Source organism: uncultured Subdoligranulum sp. (assembly GCF_937890665.1).
This window is the reverse complement of record NZ_CALADU010000136.1, coordinates 1-17,773: the sequence shown is the minus strand read 5'-3', so window position 1 is coordinate 17,773 and position 17,773 is coordinate 1. Positions and strand designations below refer to the sequence as shown.

At 57.4% G+C, this 17,773-nt stretch carries 14 protein-coding genes and 1 tRNA gene; 9 read left to right on the top strand and 6 right to left on the bottom strand.

The genetic code is table 11. The features are described from left to right. Positions 1–648 (top strand): thiamine pyrophosphate-dependent enzyme (locus Q0526_RS08050; RefSeq protein WP_298732336.1); only part of this gene is annotated, 648 nt, incomplete at its 5' end. A 480-nt stretch (positions 649–1,128) separates the two neighbouring features. Here the strand turns inward: Q0526_RS08050 and Q0526_RS08045 are convergent. Then, positions 1,129–1,989 carry an undecaprenyl-diphosphate phosphatase gene (locus Q0526_RS08045; protein WP_298732335.1) on the bottom strand — a complete coding sequence of 287 codons (861 nt, stop codon included), beginning with the start codon at positions 1,987–1,989 and terminating at the stop codon, positions 1,129–1,131. A 190-nt stretch (positions 1,990–2,179) separates the two neighbouring features. Between Q0526_RS08045 and Q0526_RS08040 the strand changes: the two genes are divergently transcribed. The 3 genes from Q0526_RS08040 (at position 2,180) to Q0526_RS08030 (ending at position 5,197) form a co-directional block, all read left to right on the top strand. After that, positions 2,180–2,839 carry an HAD family hydrolase gene (locus Q0526_RS08040; RefSeq protein WP_298732334.1) on the top strand — a complete coding sequence of 220 codons (660 nt, stop codon included), beginning with the start codon at positions 2,180–2,182 and terminating at the stop codon, positions 2,837–2,839. A 130-nt stretch (positions 2,840–2,969) separates the two neighbouring features. After that, on the top strand, positions 2,970–4,166 hold the full coding sequence (locus tag Q0526_RS08035; protein WP_298732332.1) for a pyridoxal phosphate-dependent aminotransferase: 1,197 nt from the start codon (positions 2,970–2,972) through the stop codon (positions 4,164–4,166). Positions 4,167–4,252: 86 nt separating this feature from the next. Further along, positions 4,253–5,197, top strand: a complete 945-nt coding sequence (locus Q0526_RS08030; protein ID WP_298732330.1) for a L,D-transpeptidase — start codon at positions 4,253–4,255, stop codon at positions 5,195–5,197. A gap of 132 nt (positions 5,198–5,329) precedes the next feature. On the opposite strand, the gene Q0526_RS08025 is transcribed toward Q0526_RS08030, so the two are convergent. From Q0526_RS08025 to Q0526_RS08010, 4 genes are all read right to left on the bottom strand, one after another. Beyond that, positions 5,330–6,889: a hypothetical protein gene (locus Q0526_RS08025; protein ID WP_298732328.1), complete on the bottom strand. Its 1,560-nt coding sequence runs from the start codon at positions 6,887–6,889 to the stop codon at positions 5,330–5,332. Positions 6,890–6,943: 54 nt separating this feature from the next. Next, positions 6,944–7,183: a phosphopantetheine-binding protein gene (locus Q0526_RS08020; RefSeq protein ID WP_298732325.1), complete on the bottom strand. Its 240-nt coding sequence runs from the start codon at positions 7,181–7,183 to the stop codon at positions 6,944–6,946. Positions 7,184–7,274: 91 nt separating this feature from the next. Further along, entirely contained in the window at positions 7,275–9,155 is a 1,881-nt protein-coding gene (gene ftsH / locus Q0526_RS08015; RefSeq protein WP_298732323.1) for an ATP-dependent zinc metalloprotease FtsH, read from the bottom strand. 415 nt (positions 9,156–9,570) lie between these two features. Then, positions 9,571–9,798, bottom strand: coding sequence for a helix-turn-helix transcriptional regulator (locus Q0526_RS08010; RefSeq protein ID WP_298732338.1), 228 nt, complete (start codon positions 9,796–9,798; stop codon positions 9,571–9,573). A gap of 283 nt (positions 9,799–10,081) precedes the next feature. Between Q0526_RS08010 and Q0526_RS08005 the strand changes: the two genes are divergently transcribed. Then, a complete protein-coding gene (locus tag Q0526_RS08005) occupies positions 10,082–10,474 on the top strand; it encodes a response regulator transcription factor (protein WP_298732321.1) in 393 nt (130 codons plus the stop codon). Here the strand turns inward: Q0526_RS08005 and Q0526_RS08000 are convergent. Continuing rightward, positions 10,452–11,723, bottom strand: coding sequence for a family 10 glycosylhydrolase (locus Q0526_RS08000; protein ID WP_298732318.1), 1,272 nt, complete (start codon positions 11,721–11,723; stop codon positions 10,452–10,454). The two genes, Q0526_RS08005 and Q0526_RS08000, sit on opposite strands and share 23 nt — an antisense overlap. A gap of 107 nt (positions 11,724–11,830) precedes the next feature. On the opposite strand from Q0526_RS08000, the gene Q0526_RS07995 reads away from it, so the two are divergent. The 4 genes from Q0526_RS07995 to Q0526_RS07980 all read left to right on the top strand — a co-directional run bounded on the left by Q0526_RS07995 (position 11,831) and on the right by Q0526_RS07980 (position 17,135). Then, positions 11,831–11,907 (top strand) — tRNA-Ile (locus Q0526_RS07995). 677 nt (positions 11,908–12,584) lie between these two features. Next, complete coding sequence (locus Q0526_RS07990; RefSeq protein ID WP_298732316.1) at positions 12,585–12,962, top strand: hypothetical protein; 378 nt, start codon at positions 12,585–12,587, stop codon at positions 12,960–12,962. A 113-nt stretch (positions 12,963–13,075) separates the two neighbouring features. Continuing rightward, positions 13,076–14,191 carry an Ig-like domain-containing protein gene (locus Q0526_RS07985; RefSeq protein WP_298732314.1) on the top strand — a complete coding sequence of 372 codons (1,116 nt, stop codon included), beginning with the start codon at positions 13,076–13,078 and terminating at the stop codon, positions 14,189–14,191. Positions 14,192–14,321: 130 nt separating this feature from the next. Further along, a complete protein-coding gene (locus Q0526_RS07980; RefSeq protein WP_298732312.1) occupies positions 14,322–17,135 on the top strand; it encodes a DNA methyltransferase in 2,814 nt (937 codons plus the stop codon). Positions 17,136–17,773 lie beyond the last annotated feature (638 nt).

The following is a 17,773-nucleotide window of genomic DNA, read 5'->3' as shown; positions in this document are numbered from 1 at the left end:
TGGATCTTCGGCGGCGACGGCTGGGCTTACGACATCGGTTACGGCGGCTTGGATCACGTCCTGGCTTCCGGCCACGATGTCAACGTCATGGTCTTCGACACCGAGATGTACTCCAACACCGGCGGACAGGCTTCCAAGGCCTCCAACATCGGTGAGGTCTGCCAGTTCGCTGCTGCCGGTAAGGAAATCAGCAAGAAGAGCCTGGCCGAGATCTGCATGACCTACGGCTACATCTACGTGGCTCAGATCGCTCTGGGCGCCAACATGGCCCAGGCTGTCAAGGCCATTGCCGAGGCTGAGGCTTACCCCGGCCCGTCCATCATCATCGGCTACGCTCCCTGCGAGCTGCACGGTGTTAAGGGCGGCATGACCAACTGCCAGAACGAGATGAAGAAGGCTGTCGAGGCCGGTTACTGGAACCTGTTCACCTTCAATCCCGCCAACAAGGCTCAGGGCAAGAACCCCTTCACCCTAACCTCCAAGGCCGGCGATATGAGCAAGTATCAGGACTTCCTGAACAACGAGACCCGTTATAGCCGTCTGGCTCGTGCCTTCCCCGAGCGTGCGAAGGAACTGTTCGAGAAGAACCAGGCCGCTGCCGATGCTCGTTACGAGCACCTGACCCGCTTGGTCGAGCTGTACAAGTAATCTTGTGCGCATGAGATTCTCTGTACTTTTCTTATAAGAAAAGTACCAAAAGAATGTCACCTAAAAATCCCCGTCCGGGTACCCCCGGGCGGGGATTTTTGTTGCCGTTTTTCCGGTACCTTTCCTTACAAAAAGCACAGCGAAGCCCATACACCCTGCGAATCCTTACCGAAGCGGCAGGGGGGGCTGCTCTGGGGCAGCCGGGGCGTGGTTTTTTCCAAGACGGGGTGTTTTGCAGAGCAGGAGCTTGTCCCCACCGCGGGGGAAAACCCGCCCCGGCTTAGGCTATGGTACACCCGCTGCTTTCCCTCATAATCATCCCCCGCACCCCGCCCCGATCTTTGGCTTGCGGGTGTTTCTTGGCAAGAGGGGGGCCGAATCCCCATAGAAAACCGCCCGCTATGGAATTTCCATAGCGGGCGGTTTTGTTTGGAGTTTCTTCGGTTCCTTCTTTGCAAAGAAGGAACAAAAGCCCGGCGCTTAGGCGGCCATAGCGGTTTGGGCGATCCAGATGCCCAGCACCACCAGACCCAGCGCGATGCGGTACCAGCCAAAGGCCGTGAAGGTATGTTTCTTGACGTAGTTCATCAGGAAGCGGATGGCGGCCATGGACACCAAGAAGGCCACCACGCAGCCCACCAGCAGGGACAGCACTTCCGGCATGGTAAAGCTGCTGCCGCCCAGCACATACTTGACGACCTTCAGCCCGGAAGCACCGGCCATGACGGGAATCGCCAAGAAGAAGGTGAACTGGGACGCGCAGGGGCGGCTCATACCGCAGAGCAGGCCGCCCACGATGGTGGCGCCGCTGCGGGACGTGCCGGGGATCATGGCCAGCACCTGCCACGCGCCCACCAGAATGGCCTGCTTGTAGGTGATGCGGCTGAGCTTGGTGGTGGAAGGCACCCGGGGCCGACGCTCGATGAGGATGAAGGCCACGCCGTAGACGATGAGCATGATGGCCACCACAATGCTGTTGTAGAGGTGGGCATCCAGCCAGTCATCCAGCAAGAAGCCCAGCACGGCGGCGGGCAGACAAGCCACGATGATCTTGCACCACAGCCGGACCACCGGCCAGCGCAGATGCTTGGCAAGGCCGGAATCCCGGCCGTTGTCGGCACAGAAGGGCCACAGTTTTTTGAAATAGAGGACCACCACCGCCAAAATGGCGCCCAGCTGAATGACCACGCGGAACATGGACATAAATTCTTCGTCAAAGCTGAACTTGAGTAGCTGTTCGGCCAGAATCATGTGGCCGGTACTGGAGATGGGCAGCCATTCGGTGATGCCTTCGATGACGCCGTAGACGACGGACCGAAGCAAGTCAAAGAGTAAATCCATGCGGGCAATGCCTCCTTATTGTTTCGCGTACCTATCATACCACAAAACGGGCAGGGGAGGGTACTCTTTTTTTGTAGATTTTACAACTATTTTGGTCGCCTCTAGGCAAAACTGCCAAAACCGTCTTGCCGTTTTTGTCGGATGCCACTATAATAAAGTATATCTGTGCATAGAGGAAGGGAATAGGGATATGTATACCACCGTGCTGTTTGATCTGGACGGTACCTTGCTGAACACCATCGACGATCTGGCCGACTCGGCCAATCGGGTCTGCGCGGCCCATGGCTGGCCCACCTACACGGTGGACCAATACCGGTACTTTGTGGGCAACGGCATCCCCAAATTGGTGGAGCGGTTCAGCCCGGAATCGGCCCGCGACCCCGAAACGCTGGCCGCTACCCTAAAGGAATTTGACGCCGAATACGGCGCCCATATGTTTGACAAGACCGCGCCCTACCCGGGCATGCCGGAGCTGCTGGCCCGGCTGCACGAACGGGGGATTCGGATGGCGGTCTACTCCAACAAAGCCGACGAATTTGCCGGGGACGTGGTGGCGCGGTACTTTGACGCCAGCCTGTTTGAGGTCATCCGGGGCGCCCGGAAAGGCGTGCCCACCAAGCCCGCGCCGGAAGGCACCAAGGCCCTGATGGCCCATCTGGGGGTAGACCCCGCCGCCGGCAACGTGCTGTACGTAGGGGACAGCAACGTGGACGTGGCCACCGCCCACAACGCGGGACTGCCCTGCTGCGGCGTGCTGTGGGGCTTCCGCACCCGGGAGGAACTGCAGCAGGCAGGGGCCGAATATCTGGCCGCCGACACCGCCCAGTTGGAAGCGGTCATTTTGGGATGAGGTTTGGGCGGTGAACCCCCGTGACCGGGAATTTTTGGGCGTCTTGTTTAGAATTTCTTTGCCTACTTTCTTTGCAAAGAAAGTAGGGAAAGGCATACTTTTACAAAATTTGTAAGGGGGATCTGGTAGCATGATTGTGCAGCACTATAAAGATATGCTGGGGGCCAAGTCGGTCATTCGGGAAATTTCCGAATGGAGCACCGCCCGCGGCAAGGAAATCGGGTACGAGAATGTCTTTGATTACTCGTTGGGCAATCCGTCGGTGCCCTGCCCGGCGCAGTTCACCGAAGCCTGCCGGGATTTGCTGGACCATACCGACCCGGTAACGCTGCACGGCTACACCCCCACGCTGACCCTGCCGGAAGTGCGGGCGCAGGTGGCGGAAAGCCTGAACCGCCGGTTCGGCATGGACTACACCGCCGACCATATCTTTATGACTTCCGGTGCGGCGGGGGCGCTGGCCCACGCGCTGCGCTGCGTGGCGGTGCCGGGGCAGAACATCGTGACCTTTGCGCCTTTCTTCCCGGAGTACAAGCCCTACGTGGAAGGCGCCGGGCTGACTCTGCGGGTGGCGCCGCCTCGGGTGGAGGATTTCCAAATCAACTTTGACGCGCTGGACGGTCTGGTGGATGAAAACACCGCCGCCGTGCTGATCAACTCCCCCAACAATCCCAGCGGTGTGGCATACAGCGCCGCCACGCTGACCAAACTGGCCGACTACCTGACCGCCGCCAGCAAACGGTATGGGCATCACATCTTCCTGATTTCCGATGAACCCTACCGGGAGATCGCCTTCGGCGGGGTAGAGGTGCCCTATCCGGCCAAGTTCTATCCCGATACCCTGACCTGCTACTCCTTCTCGAAGAGTTTGAGCGTGCCGGGGGAGCGCATCGGGTATCTGGCCGCCAACCCCCACTGCGAGGACGCCGCCTACATCGTGCCGATGTGCGGGCAGATCTCCCGGGGGACGGGGCACAACTGCCCGTCGGGGCTGTTCCAGTGGGCGGTGGGCCGCTGCATCGACCTGACCAGCGACCTGTCGGTATACGAAACCAACATGGAACTGCTCTATGTCGAGCTTACCAAGCTGGGCTTTACGGTCAACAAGCCCAACGGCACCTTCTACATCTTTCCCAAAGCCTTGGAGGAGGACGCCAAGGCTTTCTGCCGCAAGGCCATGGCCTACGACTTGGCTTTGGTGCCGGGGGATACCTTCGGCTGCCCGGGATATTTCCGCATGGCCTACTGCATCGCAACCGAAAAGGTACGCCGCAGCATCCCCGCACTGGAAAAATTCGTCCGGGAACAGTACGGCGTGAAGGTCTGACGGGGTATACTATTGGAATTTCTTCGGTTCCTTCTTTGTAAAGAAGGAACAAAGAAGGAACAACAACCACACAAAGGATGAAAGCTATGACGATTGTACGCCGTATACTACCGCTGATGTTAGCCGTAACGCTGTTGGCGGGCTGTTCCAAGAAAGCGAAGGAACCGGAACCCACGCCGACACCGGTACCAACGGTAGCGCCGACGCCGGAACCCACCGCCACGCCGGAGAGTGCGTTGGTGATGGCGGCAGCGTCCAGCAACGCCACCAAGGACGCGCCGGAAGTGACCGACCCCACCACTTGGGACGAAGCGGGCAAAGCGTTGATGGAGCAGTTGGCGGAACAGTTTGCCGACGCGGGCATGACGCTGGACGCGCAGGAAGGATACCCCTACCTGTTGGCGGTAAACCGGGCAGCCAGCACGGTGACGGTCTACACCACCGACGAGGAGAACCGGTACACGGTACCGTTCATGGCGATGGTTTGCAGCGGCGGCGAGGACACCCCCACGGGTTACTGGACCACCCCGGTGAACTATGACTGGCGGCTGCTGATGGGACCCAGCTATGGGCAGTACGCCACCCGCATCTATGGCGGGTATCTGTTCCACAGCGTGCCCTATTACAGCCAGCACAAGGACGACGTGGAATACGACCAGTTCAACGAGCTGGGCAGCATTGCCAGCTTGGGCTGTATCCGGTTGGCGGTGGTAGACGTAAAGTGGATCTACGATAACTGCCCCATCGGTACGCCGGTGGTGATCTATGACGACGCGGAAAACCCCGGGCCGATGGGCAAACCGGGCACCATCTACACCGACCCGAAGGACGAGGAAAAGCGGGGCTGGGACCCCACCGACCCCGACCCGGCCAACCCGTGGGATGACAGCTACCTGACCGGCACGGCTATCCGCAGCCAAGAGGCGTGGGACCAGTGGGACGCCGAACAGGAAAACTGGCTGGCCAGCCTGACCCCCACCGACCTGCAAGGCTGGAGCACCGATTCCAGCATCGTGGGCACCCGCGGCTAACCATCCTTTCTTTATAAAGAAAGGACCAAAGAATTTCAACCAAAAAGGCATGGTCTTAGGACCATGCCTTTTTCTATAGAGTTTCTTTGCCTACTTTCTTTGCAAAGAAAGTAGGGCTTTATCAAGGAACCATCACGCATGTAACGTAATATAATACACCGGGCACCGCGCTACCTCGGTGAGCAGCTCCGCCGATTGAATATCCAGCACTTCGTTGGCCAACTCCAACAGCTCATCGGCGGAATACAGGTAGCCGTAGAGCACAAACCCATCGGAGAGGTCCCGGTTTTCCACCGCATCGGCCAAGCCTTCGGCGTCGTGGCCGCCGGTGACCTGATACACCGCCTCTCGCTGGGCAAATTCCGGTAAGAAAAGGTCGGGGGCCACTTCGTACCCCGCTTGGTTGAGCACCACCGCGGGCAGGGAAGCGGTATCTGCCAGCGCAGGGGCGCGGCCCGCGTACTGGGTGTAGAGGTATTCGTTGCCCACCGTCAGATGGGCCATCAGGACAGGCAGCATGACGATGAGGGCCATCACCGGTTCCCACCGGGGATAAAGGGCCGCCAACCGGGCCAGCACGGCAGCGCCTGCCAGCACCAGCGGCCCGTAGAGCAGCACATAGTAGCGGTCCGCCTCATAGGGGGCGGTCTTGTTGATGACCAAAATATAACACAGCCCCGCCAATGCCAGCATGCAGGCAAACAACCCCATGCCCCGGGGACGGCAGCCCGCCTTCCAGAGCAGCGCCCCGGCAAAGAGGAGCAGCAGTGCCCAGAGAGCCGCGCCGCCGAATTGGCCCCCCAGCAGGGCCAGGACCCGGCCTACGCTGGCGACCCAATCGGACAGGGAGGAGAGGTCCAAAAAGCTGCCGAAAGCCTGCTGCCCCCGGGACCCCGAGAAGATGTGCTGCCGCATGGTGGGAAAGGCCAAAAACGCCAAGCCCAGCCCGCCGAATTCGGCCACCACATAGGACAGGGCGGCCCGCCAGCGGCGGGTGGCCAGCAGCCATAGGCCGAACAGCCCGCAGAAGAAGAAACAGAACACAAGGAAGAAATACTGGGTCAGTGCGCCGGCCATGGTGGCGGCCGCCAACCCCAGCCAGACCAGCCCGGGCTTTTGCCCGGCGCGCAGCCGGCGGTAGAGGGTCAGGTGAGCCAACACCAGCAAAAGGGTCTCGCACATCAGCATGGCGTACATCCGGGTCAGGATGGCCATGCCTTGGGTGCCTACGTTGAGCAGAAAGACCGCCGCCGCCACCCACGACACCCAGAACCGCCCGGTGAGCCGCCGCGCCGCCCAGTACAGCACAAAGGTGGCTGCCAGCAGAAAGAGGAAGTTGGGCAAAAGCCCCACCCAAGGCAGGTCTACCCCGGGGAAAAGACATTCAAAGGTATAGACCACGCAGTAGTAGAGCGGCGGGTGAACGTCGATTTTTTGGTTGTTCCAGAGGATGCGGTAGTCAAAGGAATGGGTGGGGTGCAGGGCGCTCTGGTAGAGCGCACCGTCCTGCCAGGTATCCAGATACCCGTCCTGCAGGGCGTAGAATCCCCCCGGATAGTTGGTCAGTTCGTAGGTATACAGCTCGTCTACATGATACCCCTGCTTGCAGGCGGCATAGCCAAGCATCAAGCCCAGCCCCGCCACCAGCAGCAAGACCAGCGCCAGCAGATACCGCTTTTTCCGTTGTGCCATAGCGTGCTCCCATCACCAAAAAAGCCCGCCCCCCAAGGGGCGGGCTACATTGTTTTACATCTCGGCGTTTTCAGCCAGATCCACAGCAAAGCGCCACAGTTCACCGATCGTCATATCCACGTTCAGTTCACTCTCGTCGATTTCCACGCCCAGCGCTTCACCCAGTGCCCAGGCCAGTTCCACCATGTCCTCATGGTCGGCGCCCAGATCGCTCAGCGCAACGCCGCGGGAAAGTTCGGCCGTGTCGCAGCTGAACTGTTCCGCCAAAAGCTCCTGCAGTTCTTCGAACGTCACTCTGCGTTCCCCCCTCGCTGAGAAGTTTTCTTTTATGATACAGGGCGGCACCCCATTCGTCAAGGGGGTGCAAGGGTACAATAGCACAAAATTACTGTGATTGTTTTGTGGAATCTGCCGGGGTCGCTGCCGGTAATTGCGGCTGGGCGTTCAAAATCCGCATAAACTCTTCGCCGGAGATGGTCTCCTTTTCGTAGAGATATTGGGCGATCTCGTCCAGTTTGCGCTTGTTTTCGGCCAACAGCGACAGGGCCTTCTGGTGCTGGGCCTTGACGATCTCCACCACCTTGGCGTCCACCGCGGCGGCGGTCTGCTGGCTGCAAGCCAAGCTGGCGTCGCCGCCCAGGTAGGCGTTGTTGACGGTTTCCAGCGCCACCATGTCGAAGTCATCGGTCATGCCGTACCGGGTCACAGCGGCCCGGGCCAGCTTGGTGGCCTGTTCAATGTCGTTGGAAGCACCGGTGGTGATGGAGTGGAAGATCAATTCCTCCGCAGCACGGCCGCCGGTAAAGGTGGCGATCTTGTTGAGGATCTCCTCCTTGGACATCAGGGTGTGGTCGCCCTCATCCACCTGCATGGTAAAGCCCAGCGCGCCGGAGGTACGGGGCACAATGGTGATTTTTTGCACCGGGGCGCTGTGGCTTTGCAGCGCCGCCACCAAGGCATGACCCACTTCGTGGTAGGCCACGATGCACTTCTCTTTGTCGTTGAGGATCTTGTTTTTCTTCTGGGCACCGGCCAGAATGGTGTCCACGGCCTCCTGCAGGTCGAACTGGGTCACGGCCTTGCGGCGGTGACGCACGGCGCAGAGGGCGGCTTCGTTGACGATGTTGGCCAGCTCGGCGCCGGAGGCACCGGGGGTCATCCGGGCTATAATGGAAAAGTCGCAGTCGGGGCCCAGCTTGACCTTCTTGGCGTGGAGCCGCAGGATACTTTCCCGGCCTTTCAGGTCGGGCAGTTCCACCGGCACGCGGCGGTCAAACCGGCCGGGCCGGGTCAGGGCCGGGTCCAGCGATTCGGGACGGTTGGTAGCGGCCAGAATGACCACGCCCTTGGTGGCGTCAAAGCCGTCCATCTCGGTGAGGAGCTGGTTCAGGGTCTGCTCCCGCTCGTCGTTGCCGCCGAAGTTCCCGGCGCCGTCACGCTTTTTGCCGATGGTATCGATCTCGTCGATAAAGACGATGCAGGGGGCTTTTTCGGCGGCCTGTTTAAAGAGGTCCCGCACCTTGGAAGCACCCATGCCCACGAACATCTCTACAAATTCGCTGCCCGCGATGGAGAAGAAGGGCACACCGGCCTCGCCGGCCACGGCCCGGGCCAGCAAGGTCTTGCCGGTACCCGGAGGGCCTACCAGCAAAACGCCCTTGGGCATCTTAGCGCCGATGTCCTCGTACTTTTTGGGGTTGTGGAGAAAGTCCACGATCTCTTGCAAACTCTCTTTGGCTTCGTCCTCACCGGCCACGTCCTGAAACTTGATGCCGGTCTTGTCGTCCACCACATACTGCTTGGCCCCCGACTTGCCGCCGAAGAACATGGAATTGGCGCCGCCCATGCCCTGCATCCGCTTGGCCAGCATCCGGTTGGCCAGCCAGAACAGCACCAAGAAGGGCAGGAAGCTCAGCACCAGATTGAGCAGCGAATCCCAGATGGTGGGGTTCTGGTAGACGGTGCCGAACTCTACGCCGGCATCTTCCAGCCGGTTGACCAGATCGCCGTCCTGCGAGATGGCGTTGGTCTTGTAGGCGTTTTCGTCCTTGTCCACAAAGAAGATCTGCTGGTCTTCCAACTGGACGGTGGTCAGTTCTTTATCTTCCAGCATCTGCAAGAAGGTGCTGTAATTGACGCTTTTTACTTTGGCCTGCATCATGGCCGGGAATAGGAAAATGTTGCTGAGCAGCAGCAGCACGATCACAATGGAATAGCCGACCCAAAGTTTCTTTTTGGGATCTTTGGGGGGTGTGGTTTCTTTCATAGATCTTCAACTCCTTACTAAGGTATAGCATGCGCCAAAATCATGAACCGCATGTGAATGGATTTTGAACGAATCGAAAAATCCCAGAGAAATGCAGGGTTTTGCACCGTTTGCACCGAGTTTTCCACTCTTTCCACGGACTTTTCCACGGGGAAATGGTGGAAAACCCTGTTGAAACTGTGGAAAACCGGGTGGAAAAGTGGGGAAATTCCGAGAATTTGCAGCAGCAACGGCGAAAATAGGCGGAAAATTTTCCACAACTGTCCACCGAAAAGGTGCAAAAACGGCCCGGACCGAGGGATCCGGGCGGTGGAAAAGACACAAAATAGGGGAAAAGGGCGGCAAAAATCCCCTGCCGGCAGAGGGTGTTTGGGGAAAACTCGGCGCCGGGGCTGCCCGGTGGAAAAGCCGGTTTTTATTCCCGGGGGGCGCCGCCGTAAGGCCAAGGGATGTCGGACAGTTCTAAAAGATAATCCGCCGTGACGCCGTAATACCGGGCCAGCTTGCGCAGGATCTCGGTGGGAATGTCCAGTTCGCCCCGCTCATAGTTGCTGTACACCCGCTGGCTGCAAGACAAAATTTGCCCCAGTTGGGTTTGGGTCAAGTCATGATCTTCGCGTAGGTCGCGGATTCGTCGGTACAGCATGGTCAGCCTCAACTCTTTGTAGGGATACAAAAAGTATAGCATAGCGGAATTTCCGCTATTGCACTCTAGCGGATAATGCGCTAGAATAGAAGTGGCTACTCTCTTTTCTGCCGGTGATAGGATGCCCATTTTTGCACAGGGCGGTGGAAAAGGTAAAATAATCCTATTAAAAATAGACAGATAAACTATAAATGTTCAAATATTTGCAATATTTGTAACAAGTCGGCAACATCTGTCGTTATACTATATAGGTGAAAGAAAACAAAAGGAGGGCTGCACCGTGGCCGAACCCGCCTATCAAAAGGAAGTATGCTTTGTGGAAGAACTAAAACCCCGGGTACATCATCTGCTGCGGCGCACCAACCGTAAGCTGACCGAGTATCGGTTCAAGGATCTCCAGATCGACCTGCGGGCCCATCGGGTCTGGCGGGCGGGGGTAGAGGTAGACCTGACCCTCCGGGAGTATGCGTTGTTGGAAACCTTGGTCATCAACCGCAACATTGCGCTGACCCGGGGGCAACTGCTCACCGCCGCATGGGGGTACGATTACATTGGCGAAAGCCGCACGGTGGATGTCCATATCAACCGGGTGCGGCGCAAGCTGGGCCTCCAGCACGAGATCCAGACGGTTTTTAAGGTAGGGTATCGCCTCAATACCCGAGGGACGCTGTAACGCCCCACTGTTGGGCCACTGCCTGCCGTTCTTGGGCGGCCAAGGTTTCCCATGGGGGATTGGCCCACAGGGAGCCGTACCGGTAGAGCCCCGCCCCCTGAAAGCCCAGTGTTTCCAGCAGGGCCAGTTGGTCGGCCAAGGCGTGGCCGGTGTTCCATTCGTCGGCGCCGGCAGTGCTGCCGTCCCCATCCCCCAGCCGGTAGGCGCCCAGCCCGCCGTAGAGCGCCACCCCCTCGGCCCGGGACAGCGCCGCCCATTGGGCAGCCAGTTCGGGCAGACTGCGGGTGGTGTCGCCGTTTTGTTCGTAGGTAAGGCCCCAGTAAAGCTGGGGCATCAGATAATCCACAAAGCCGCCCTGTGCCAGCCACCGGGCGGCATCGCTGTATTGGCCGCTGTAACACAGCTCCAAATCGGCCATGGGCGCCACGCCGAACCGCACGCCGTAGCGTTGGGTCACGCTGTGGCAAAGGGTCATCAGCTCGTTGACGTTCTGCCGCCGCCAGTTTTCCAGCGAAAGGCCGCTCTCCGCCGCGGCATAGTCCGCCGCGTCAAAGGAGGCGTCGGTGGTGGGGTAGAAATAGTCGTCAAAGTGGATGCCGTCCAAGTCGTAGTTTTGGCAGAGTTCCTCTACCCCATCGGCGATGAACTGCCGCACGGCGGGGTCGCCGGGGTCAAGGTAGATGCCTTGGGTGGTGACCTTGCACCATTCGGGGTGCTGCCGGGCGGGGCTGTCGTCGCAAAGGGCGGGCACGCCCCCCACCTGTAAGCGGTAGGGGTTGACCCAAGCTTCCAGTTCCAACCCCCGGTCGTGGGCAGCCTGCACCAGCAGGGCCAGGGGATCATAGCCGGGGTCCTGTCCTTGGGTACCGGTGCAAAGGTGGCTGAAGGGAAAGAGTGCACTGGGGTAGAGGGCGTCCCCGAAAGGCCGCACTTGGGCCAGCACCACGGTGGCCCCCACGTCGGCGATGTTGTCCAGCAGCGCCCCGGCATCTTGGGCGAAGGTGTCGGCGGAAGAAAAGTCCACCTGCTGCCATTCCAGATAGCTGACCCACACCGCCCGGTAGGGGGTGGTGCGGGTCGCGGGCGCCGCCGTGGCCGACGGCGCAGCGGTGGCGGTGGACGGGGCGGAATCCCCCGCAGAGGAAGAACCGCGGGAACCCGCCGCCCTATCGGAGAGCATCCATAGGGGTGCCACCAGCGCCACCAATGCCCACCCCAACACCAACAGACCCCAGCCCCAACGCCGCACGACCCGCACCTCCTTTTGGGGAAAGATATGCCCGTCCGCCCCAAAAAATGCCCGCCGCCCTTGGCAACCGGCCCGATTTGTGATATACTATTGTGTACGACTGATGCGGGCCATTAGCTCAGTTGGTCAGAGCTGGCGGCTCATAACCGCTTGGTCCCGGGTTCAAGTCCTGGATGGCCCACCAATAAAAGAGCGTCCCCAAACAGGGGACGTTTTTTTATTCAAAAGGCCATTCAGGACTTGAACAGCCCGTAGCCAAACAGTCCTGCGGACTGTTTGGCAGGGCGCGGGTCAGCAGAGGATGGCCCACCAATAAAAGAGCGTCCCCAAACAGGGGACGTTTTTTTATTCAAAAGGCCATTCAGGACTTGAACAGCCCGTAGCCAAACAGTCCTGCGGACTGTTTGGCAGGGCGCGGGTCAGCAGAGGATGGCCCACCAATAAAAGAGCGTCCCCAAACAGGGGACGTTTTTTTATTATGCAAAGACAAGATTCTGCCGTTGAAAATGGCCGCTTTTCGCGGCCGTATAAATCGGAACCAACGCGCTGCGTTGGTTTTTGCACCGCGCTGTACACTGTGGGCGCGGTTGCGGGGCATGGCCCCGCAGGCAAAAAACTTGAACAGCCCGTAGGCAAACAGTCCTGCGGACTGTTTGACAGGGCGCGGGTGAACAGAGGATGGCCCACCAATGCAAAAGCGCATCCGGTGCCCGCCTTCCCCGCTTGACAGCGCCCCGGCCCGGTGCTATACTAAGACTGTGCTCCTTAAGAGCGAACAATCGAAGAATTTTGATGACACGCCTATTCCCATACGGGATAAGTGTGTCATTTTTTTGTTCGCAGAAAGGAGCATGTCTACAAATGTTGCAGAAAATTGAACAGGAAGGAATTGTTTGTTCGGTATTTACCAACGACAAGACGGTGGCCGCCACCGAAAACCCGGCGCTGGACCTCCAGACGGTGGTCTATGCTGGGTGGCGGTGGCTGTATCGGTGCCGGGCGCTGCGCAAGCCGCTGTGCGCGCTCTGTCTGGGGTTCCGGCGGGGCAAGTACCGCCGCAAGAGCCTGCGGTTGGTGGTGACGCTGCCCGCCCGGGCGGCCCAGCTTCCGGGGGATGGGTACCTCCACCTGCTGGTTCGCCTCTCGTCGGAGGGCGCCTATCTGGAGGCCGTCAACCATACCGCCCAGAAGCGGCCCGGGGGGCTGCCCCACCGGGGCCGGCGGGTCGTCTTCCACTGACCCAAACCCGGGAGCCATCGGCTCCCGGGTTTTTGCATGGGGGCGGCGGCTCTTTACGGGGCGCGATTGCCGTATTATAATGAAACAAAAAGAATAAGGGTGGAGGAATTTTCATGAGATTGTATGGAAAACTTGCCGCCTTAAGCCTGACGGCTGCGTTGTTGCTGACAGGCTGCGGCACCACCATCACAGGGGTGACGCTGGGCCTGCCCGACCAGATGGAGCGCGGCGCCACCGGAATGGCCACCCCGGAATATGCGTACAGCGGTGCCACGCCGGAGGCGGCGAAAGTCGAGGAACTGGCGGACAAGCTGGGCCTGAGCTATACATCCAGCGACCCGTCGGTGGTGATGGTGGATGCCGACGGCAATCTGGCGGCCTTGGCGGCAGGCACGGCGGAAGTGGCCCTGACCAGTGCGGACGGCAAGATCTCGGCCAGCGGGACCATCACGGTGGTGGTCAGCCCCACCGGGTTGACCATGCCCGAAACGCTGACCTTCACGGTGGGGGACGAAGCCCAGTCGGCAGCGGCCACCGTCCAGCCCGAGGATGCCACCGACCAGAACGTTACCTACACCTCCTCCGATGAAGCGGTGGCCACGGTAGATGCCGCAGGCAGCGTAACGCCGGTGGCCGCAGGGGAAGCGGTGATCACGGCGAAGCTGGGAGATTTGGAAGCGAGCTGCACGGTGACGGTGGAAGAACCGAATACCACAGCCCCCACAGAAACTACCGGGCAGGCGGAACAGACCGCCCCGGCGGCATCGGGCAGCGAGGGCGGCGAGAGCGGCGACACCGCCGACAGCGCCCAGACCCCGGCGCCGGCGGCCAGCACAGCCTACGGCGCCATTCCGTTCAGCCTTGCGGCAGGAACGCAGGAATGGTTTGGGATCGATTCTACCGATGATGCCTATTGGGCGACGCTGGAAAACATCAATGCCTACCGGGCTGCGGCGGGGGGGCCTGCTCTGAGCGTAGACAGCAATTTGACCGCCATTGCGGGACAGCGTTGTATTGACATGGTGATTTCTGGCACGATGAGCCACGACGGGTATCAAACCCCTGAAATCATTGCACAAAACTGGAACTCCGCACAGGCTGTCGTGGATGCTTGGGCGGCAAGTCCGGGACATTATGCCGCCATGACCAGCCCCGACTACACGGTTTGTGGTATTGGGTGTGCCTTCGAGGAGGGCGGTACCACCTACTGGTGTGTGACCTTCGGCTGATAAAACTGGAAAACGCCGGGCGCAGAAGCGCCCGGCGTTGTTGTTTTGCCGCGGCCGGCATGGTATACTGAACCCAGAAGAAAAAAGCAAGGCGTTTGCCCTATTTTGACGGCACGATGAGGTGAACAGCATGACGGATGCACAAAGGCAGAAGGCAGCAAAAGAGTTTGCCGAGTATTGGAAAGGCAAAGGGTATGAAAAAGGGGAAAGCCAACCCTTCTGGCTTTCTCTGCTCCGGGATGTTTATGGCGTGGAGCACCCGGAACAGTTTATTGAATTTGAAGATCAGGTCCATCTGGACCACACCAGCTTTATTGATGGCTATATTCCTTCTACCCGTGTATTGATCGAGCAGAAGGCGTTGGACAAGGATATGAAGAAAGGCATCCGCCAGTCGGACGGTTCCTATTTGTCGCCGTTCCAGCAGGCCAAGCGGTATATTACCGAACTGCCGGTGTCCAAACATCCGCGGTGGGTGGTTACCTGCAATTTCAGTACCTTTTATGTGTATGATATGGAACGCCCTCAGGGTGAGCCGGAAGTGATTAAGCTGGAGAATCTGGAAAGCGAAGCCTATCGGCTGCAATTTCTGGTAGATTCCGGCAATGAGCATCTGAAACGGGAGATGGAGGTATCCATCGCCGCCGGTGAGATTGTCGGGCTTTTATACGATGCTTTCCTGAAGCAGTATGCAGACCCCAGAAGCGAGCGAGCCTTAAAAAGTCTGAACAAACTGTGTGTACGGCTGGTCTTTTGTTTGTATGCCGAGGATGCCGGTATTTTCGGCCGCCACGGCATGTTCCATGATTATCTGTCGGCCTTTGATACCCGCAGTATGCGTCGCGCTTTAGTGGATCTTTTCAAGGTATTGGATACCAAAGAAGAGGATCGGGATCAATATTTAAAAGCGGATAATCCGGAACTGGCAGCTTTCCCCTATGTGAACGGCGGCCTTTTCTCGGATGAAGATATCGAGATCCCTCCCTTTACCGATGAGATTCGGGAGCTGCTGTTGGCAAAGGCCAGTGACGATTTCAACTGGTCGGAGATTAGCCCCACCATTTTCGGTGCCGTGTTTGAGAGCACCTTGAACCCGGAGACCCGCCGCAGCGGGGGTATGCACTATACCAGCATCGAGAATATTCACAAGGTAATAGACCCTCTGTTTCTGGATGATTTGAAAGGGGAACTGGACGAAATCTGTGCCATTGCGGTGGACCGCACCAAGATGGCCAAGCTGAAAGCCTACCAGCGCAAGCTGGCATCCCTGACTTTTCTGGACCCAGCGTGTGGTTCTGGCAACTTCCTGACGGAAACTTATCTGAGTTTGCGTCGTTTGGAAAACCGGGCCCTGTTGGAATTGTTGCACGGTCAGATGGCAATGTATACGGCCAGCGACAGCCCGATTCAAATTTCTATTTCTCAATTTTACGGTATCGAAATCAATGACTTCGCGGTGACGGTCGCCAAGACGGCGCTCTGGATTGCCGAAAGTCAAATGATGAAGGAAACCGAGAAAATCCTGCTGGTGCCGTTGGAGTTCCTGCCTCTGAAAACCAACGCCTATATTGTGGAAGGAAATGCCCTGCAGATGGATTGGGAAGAAGTTGTGCCCAAGACCCGGCTGAACTATATCATGGGCAATCCGCCGTTTGTGGGAAAGAAAGAGCAAACTTCCAGTCAGAAAAAAGAACTTATGACTATTTACGGTAAAGGCATTTCTGGCATAGGAAATATGGATTATGTAACGGGTTGGTATATTAAAGCCGCCGAATATATGCAGGAAACATCTATAGTAGCAGCTTTTGTTTCGACAAACTCTGTTACCCAAGGAGAACAGCCTGGTGTATTATGGGAAAAACTTTCTCAATACAATGTACAGATTGTTTTTGCATACCGAAGTTTTGTATGGGAAAGCGAAGCTAATGAAAAAGCTCATGTTCATTGCGTTATCATTGGTTTTACTTGCTCAACAGGCGTTTTTACTAAGAAAATATATACAGGAACTCGCTATACAGAAGCTGAGTTTATAAATTCATACTTGGTTGATGCGCCAATGGTTTATATTAAAAATAGAAAAGAAGGTCCTATATGTGATGTCCCAGCAATGTGTTATGGCTCTATGCCAATAGATAACAATAATTTGATATTGAGTGCGGAAGATGTTGATGCGGCATTGAAGGAAAATCCCAATAATGCCCAATGTATTCGAGAATATGTTGGTGGCGATGAACTATTAAACAACAAAAAACGTTGGTGCTTGTGGTTAGAGGGAGTTGACCCTTCGGTTTATATAAATTCTAAATTTATAATGAACCGAATCGAGGCAACTAAAAATTATCGTCTTTATGAATCTACTCGCCCACAAACGAATAAGGCGGCTGAAACGCCGCAGCTCTTTGGAGAAATCCGTCAACCGCAAAATGGAGCGCTGGTTATCCCTAAGGTGTCGTCAGAAGACAGACTCTATATTCCGATTGCATACGTAAAGCCCGGAATAATCATAAATGGTAGTGCACTTATGATTCCGAATGCATCGCTCTATCATTTTGGTATTTTATCATCGAATGTGCATAATGCATGGATGCGTATTGTGGCAGGACGTATGAAAAGTGATTATCAATATTCTTCGGGTATTGTATATAATAACTTCCCTTGGCCCAGCGTATCCGAAAAGCAAAAAGAACTTATAAAAAAGGCTGCCCAAAAAGTTTTAGAAGCAAGGGATAAGCATAAAAATGTTTCTCTTGCGGCTATGTATAAGGAAAAAAATTTTTTGCTTTTTGGTGAGCTAAAAACTGCACATGATAATTTAAATCGTGTGGTGATGGATGCTTACGGTTTTGTAAAAGGGACAGAAGCAAGAACTAGTGAAAGTGCCTGTGTAGCTGAACTGATGAAGATGTACCAGAAAAAGGTTGTCGAACTGGACGCCAACAAGTAAAGCAAACCAAAACAAAAATCCGGGAGCAGCCGCTCCCGGATTTCTTATCTTATAGGAATAGGGCAATAGTCTGTGACCCCGACGGGAATCTCCCGCGGGCTAACAAACAGTCCACCGGACTGTTCGTTGCGCGCTGCGGCGCGCCGCCCTGTATCGGGCGCGGGTGCCCCGCATCGGGCGACGCCCCTTGGGGCGGGGCTGGCCCTCTGCGACCCGCGGCCCTGCGACCGCACCCTGCATCCGCCGCAGGCGGCGGTCGCCTGCGCAGCAATTCCTCGTACGGAAACAAAAAAATCTCCTCCAGCCTGAGCTAGAGGAAATTTTTTATGACCCGTACGGGAATCTCCCGCGCTCTAAAAACGCTCCGCAGGAGCGTTTTTGCCCACCGGAGCGAACGGTGGGCAAAAGCTTTTCGATTCCCGTACGTCGGCCCAAACTGTATAGAATAAGAGCTTTTTCCATAGCCCCGACGGGAATCTCCCGCGGGCTAACGAACAGTCCACTGGACTGTTCGTTGCGCACTGCGGTGCGCCGCCCTGTTCGATTCCTCGTACGGAAGCACAAAAATAACCCCCAGCCTAAGCTGGGGGCTTATTTTTGGTGACCCGTACGGGAATCGAACCCATGTTACAGCCGTG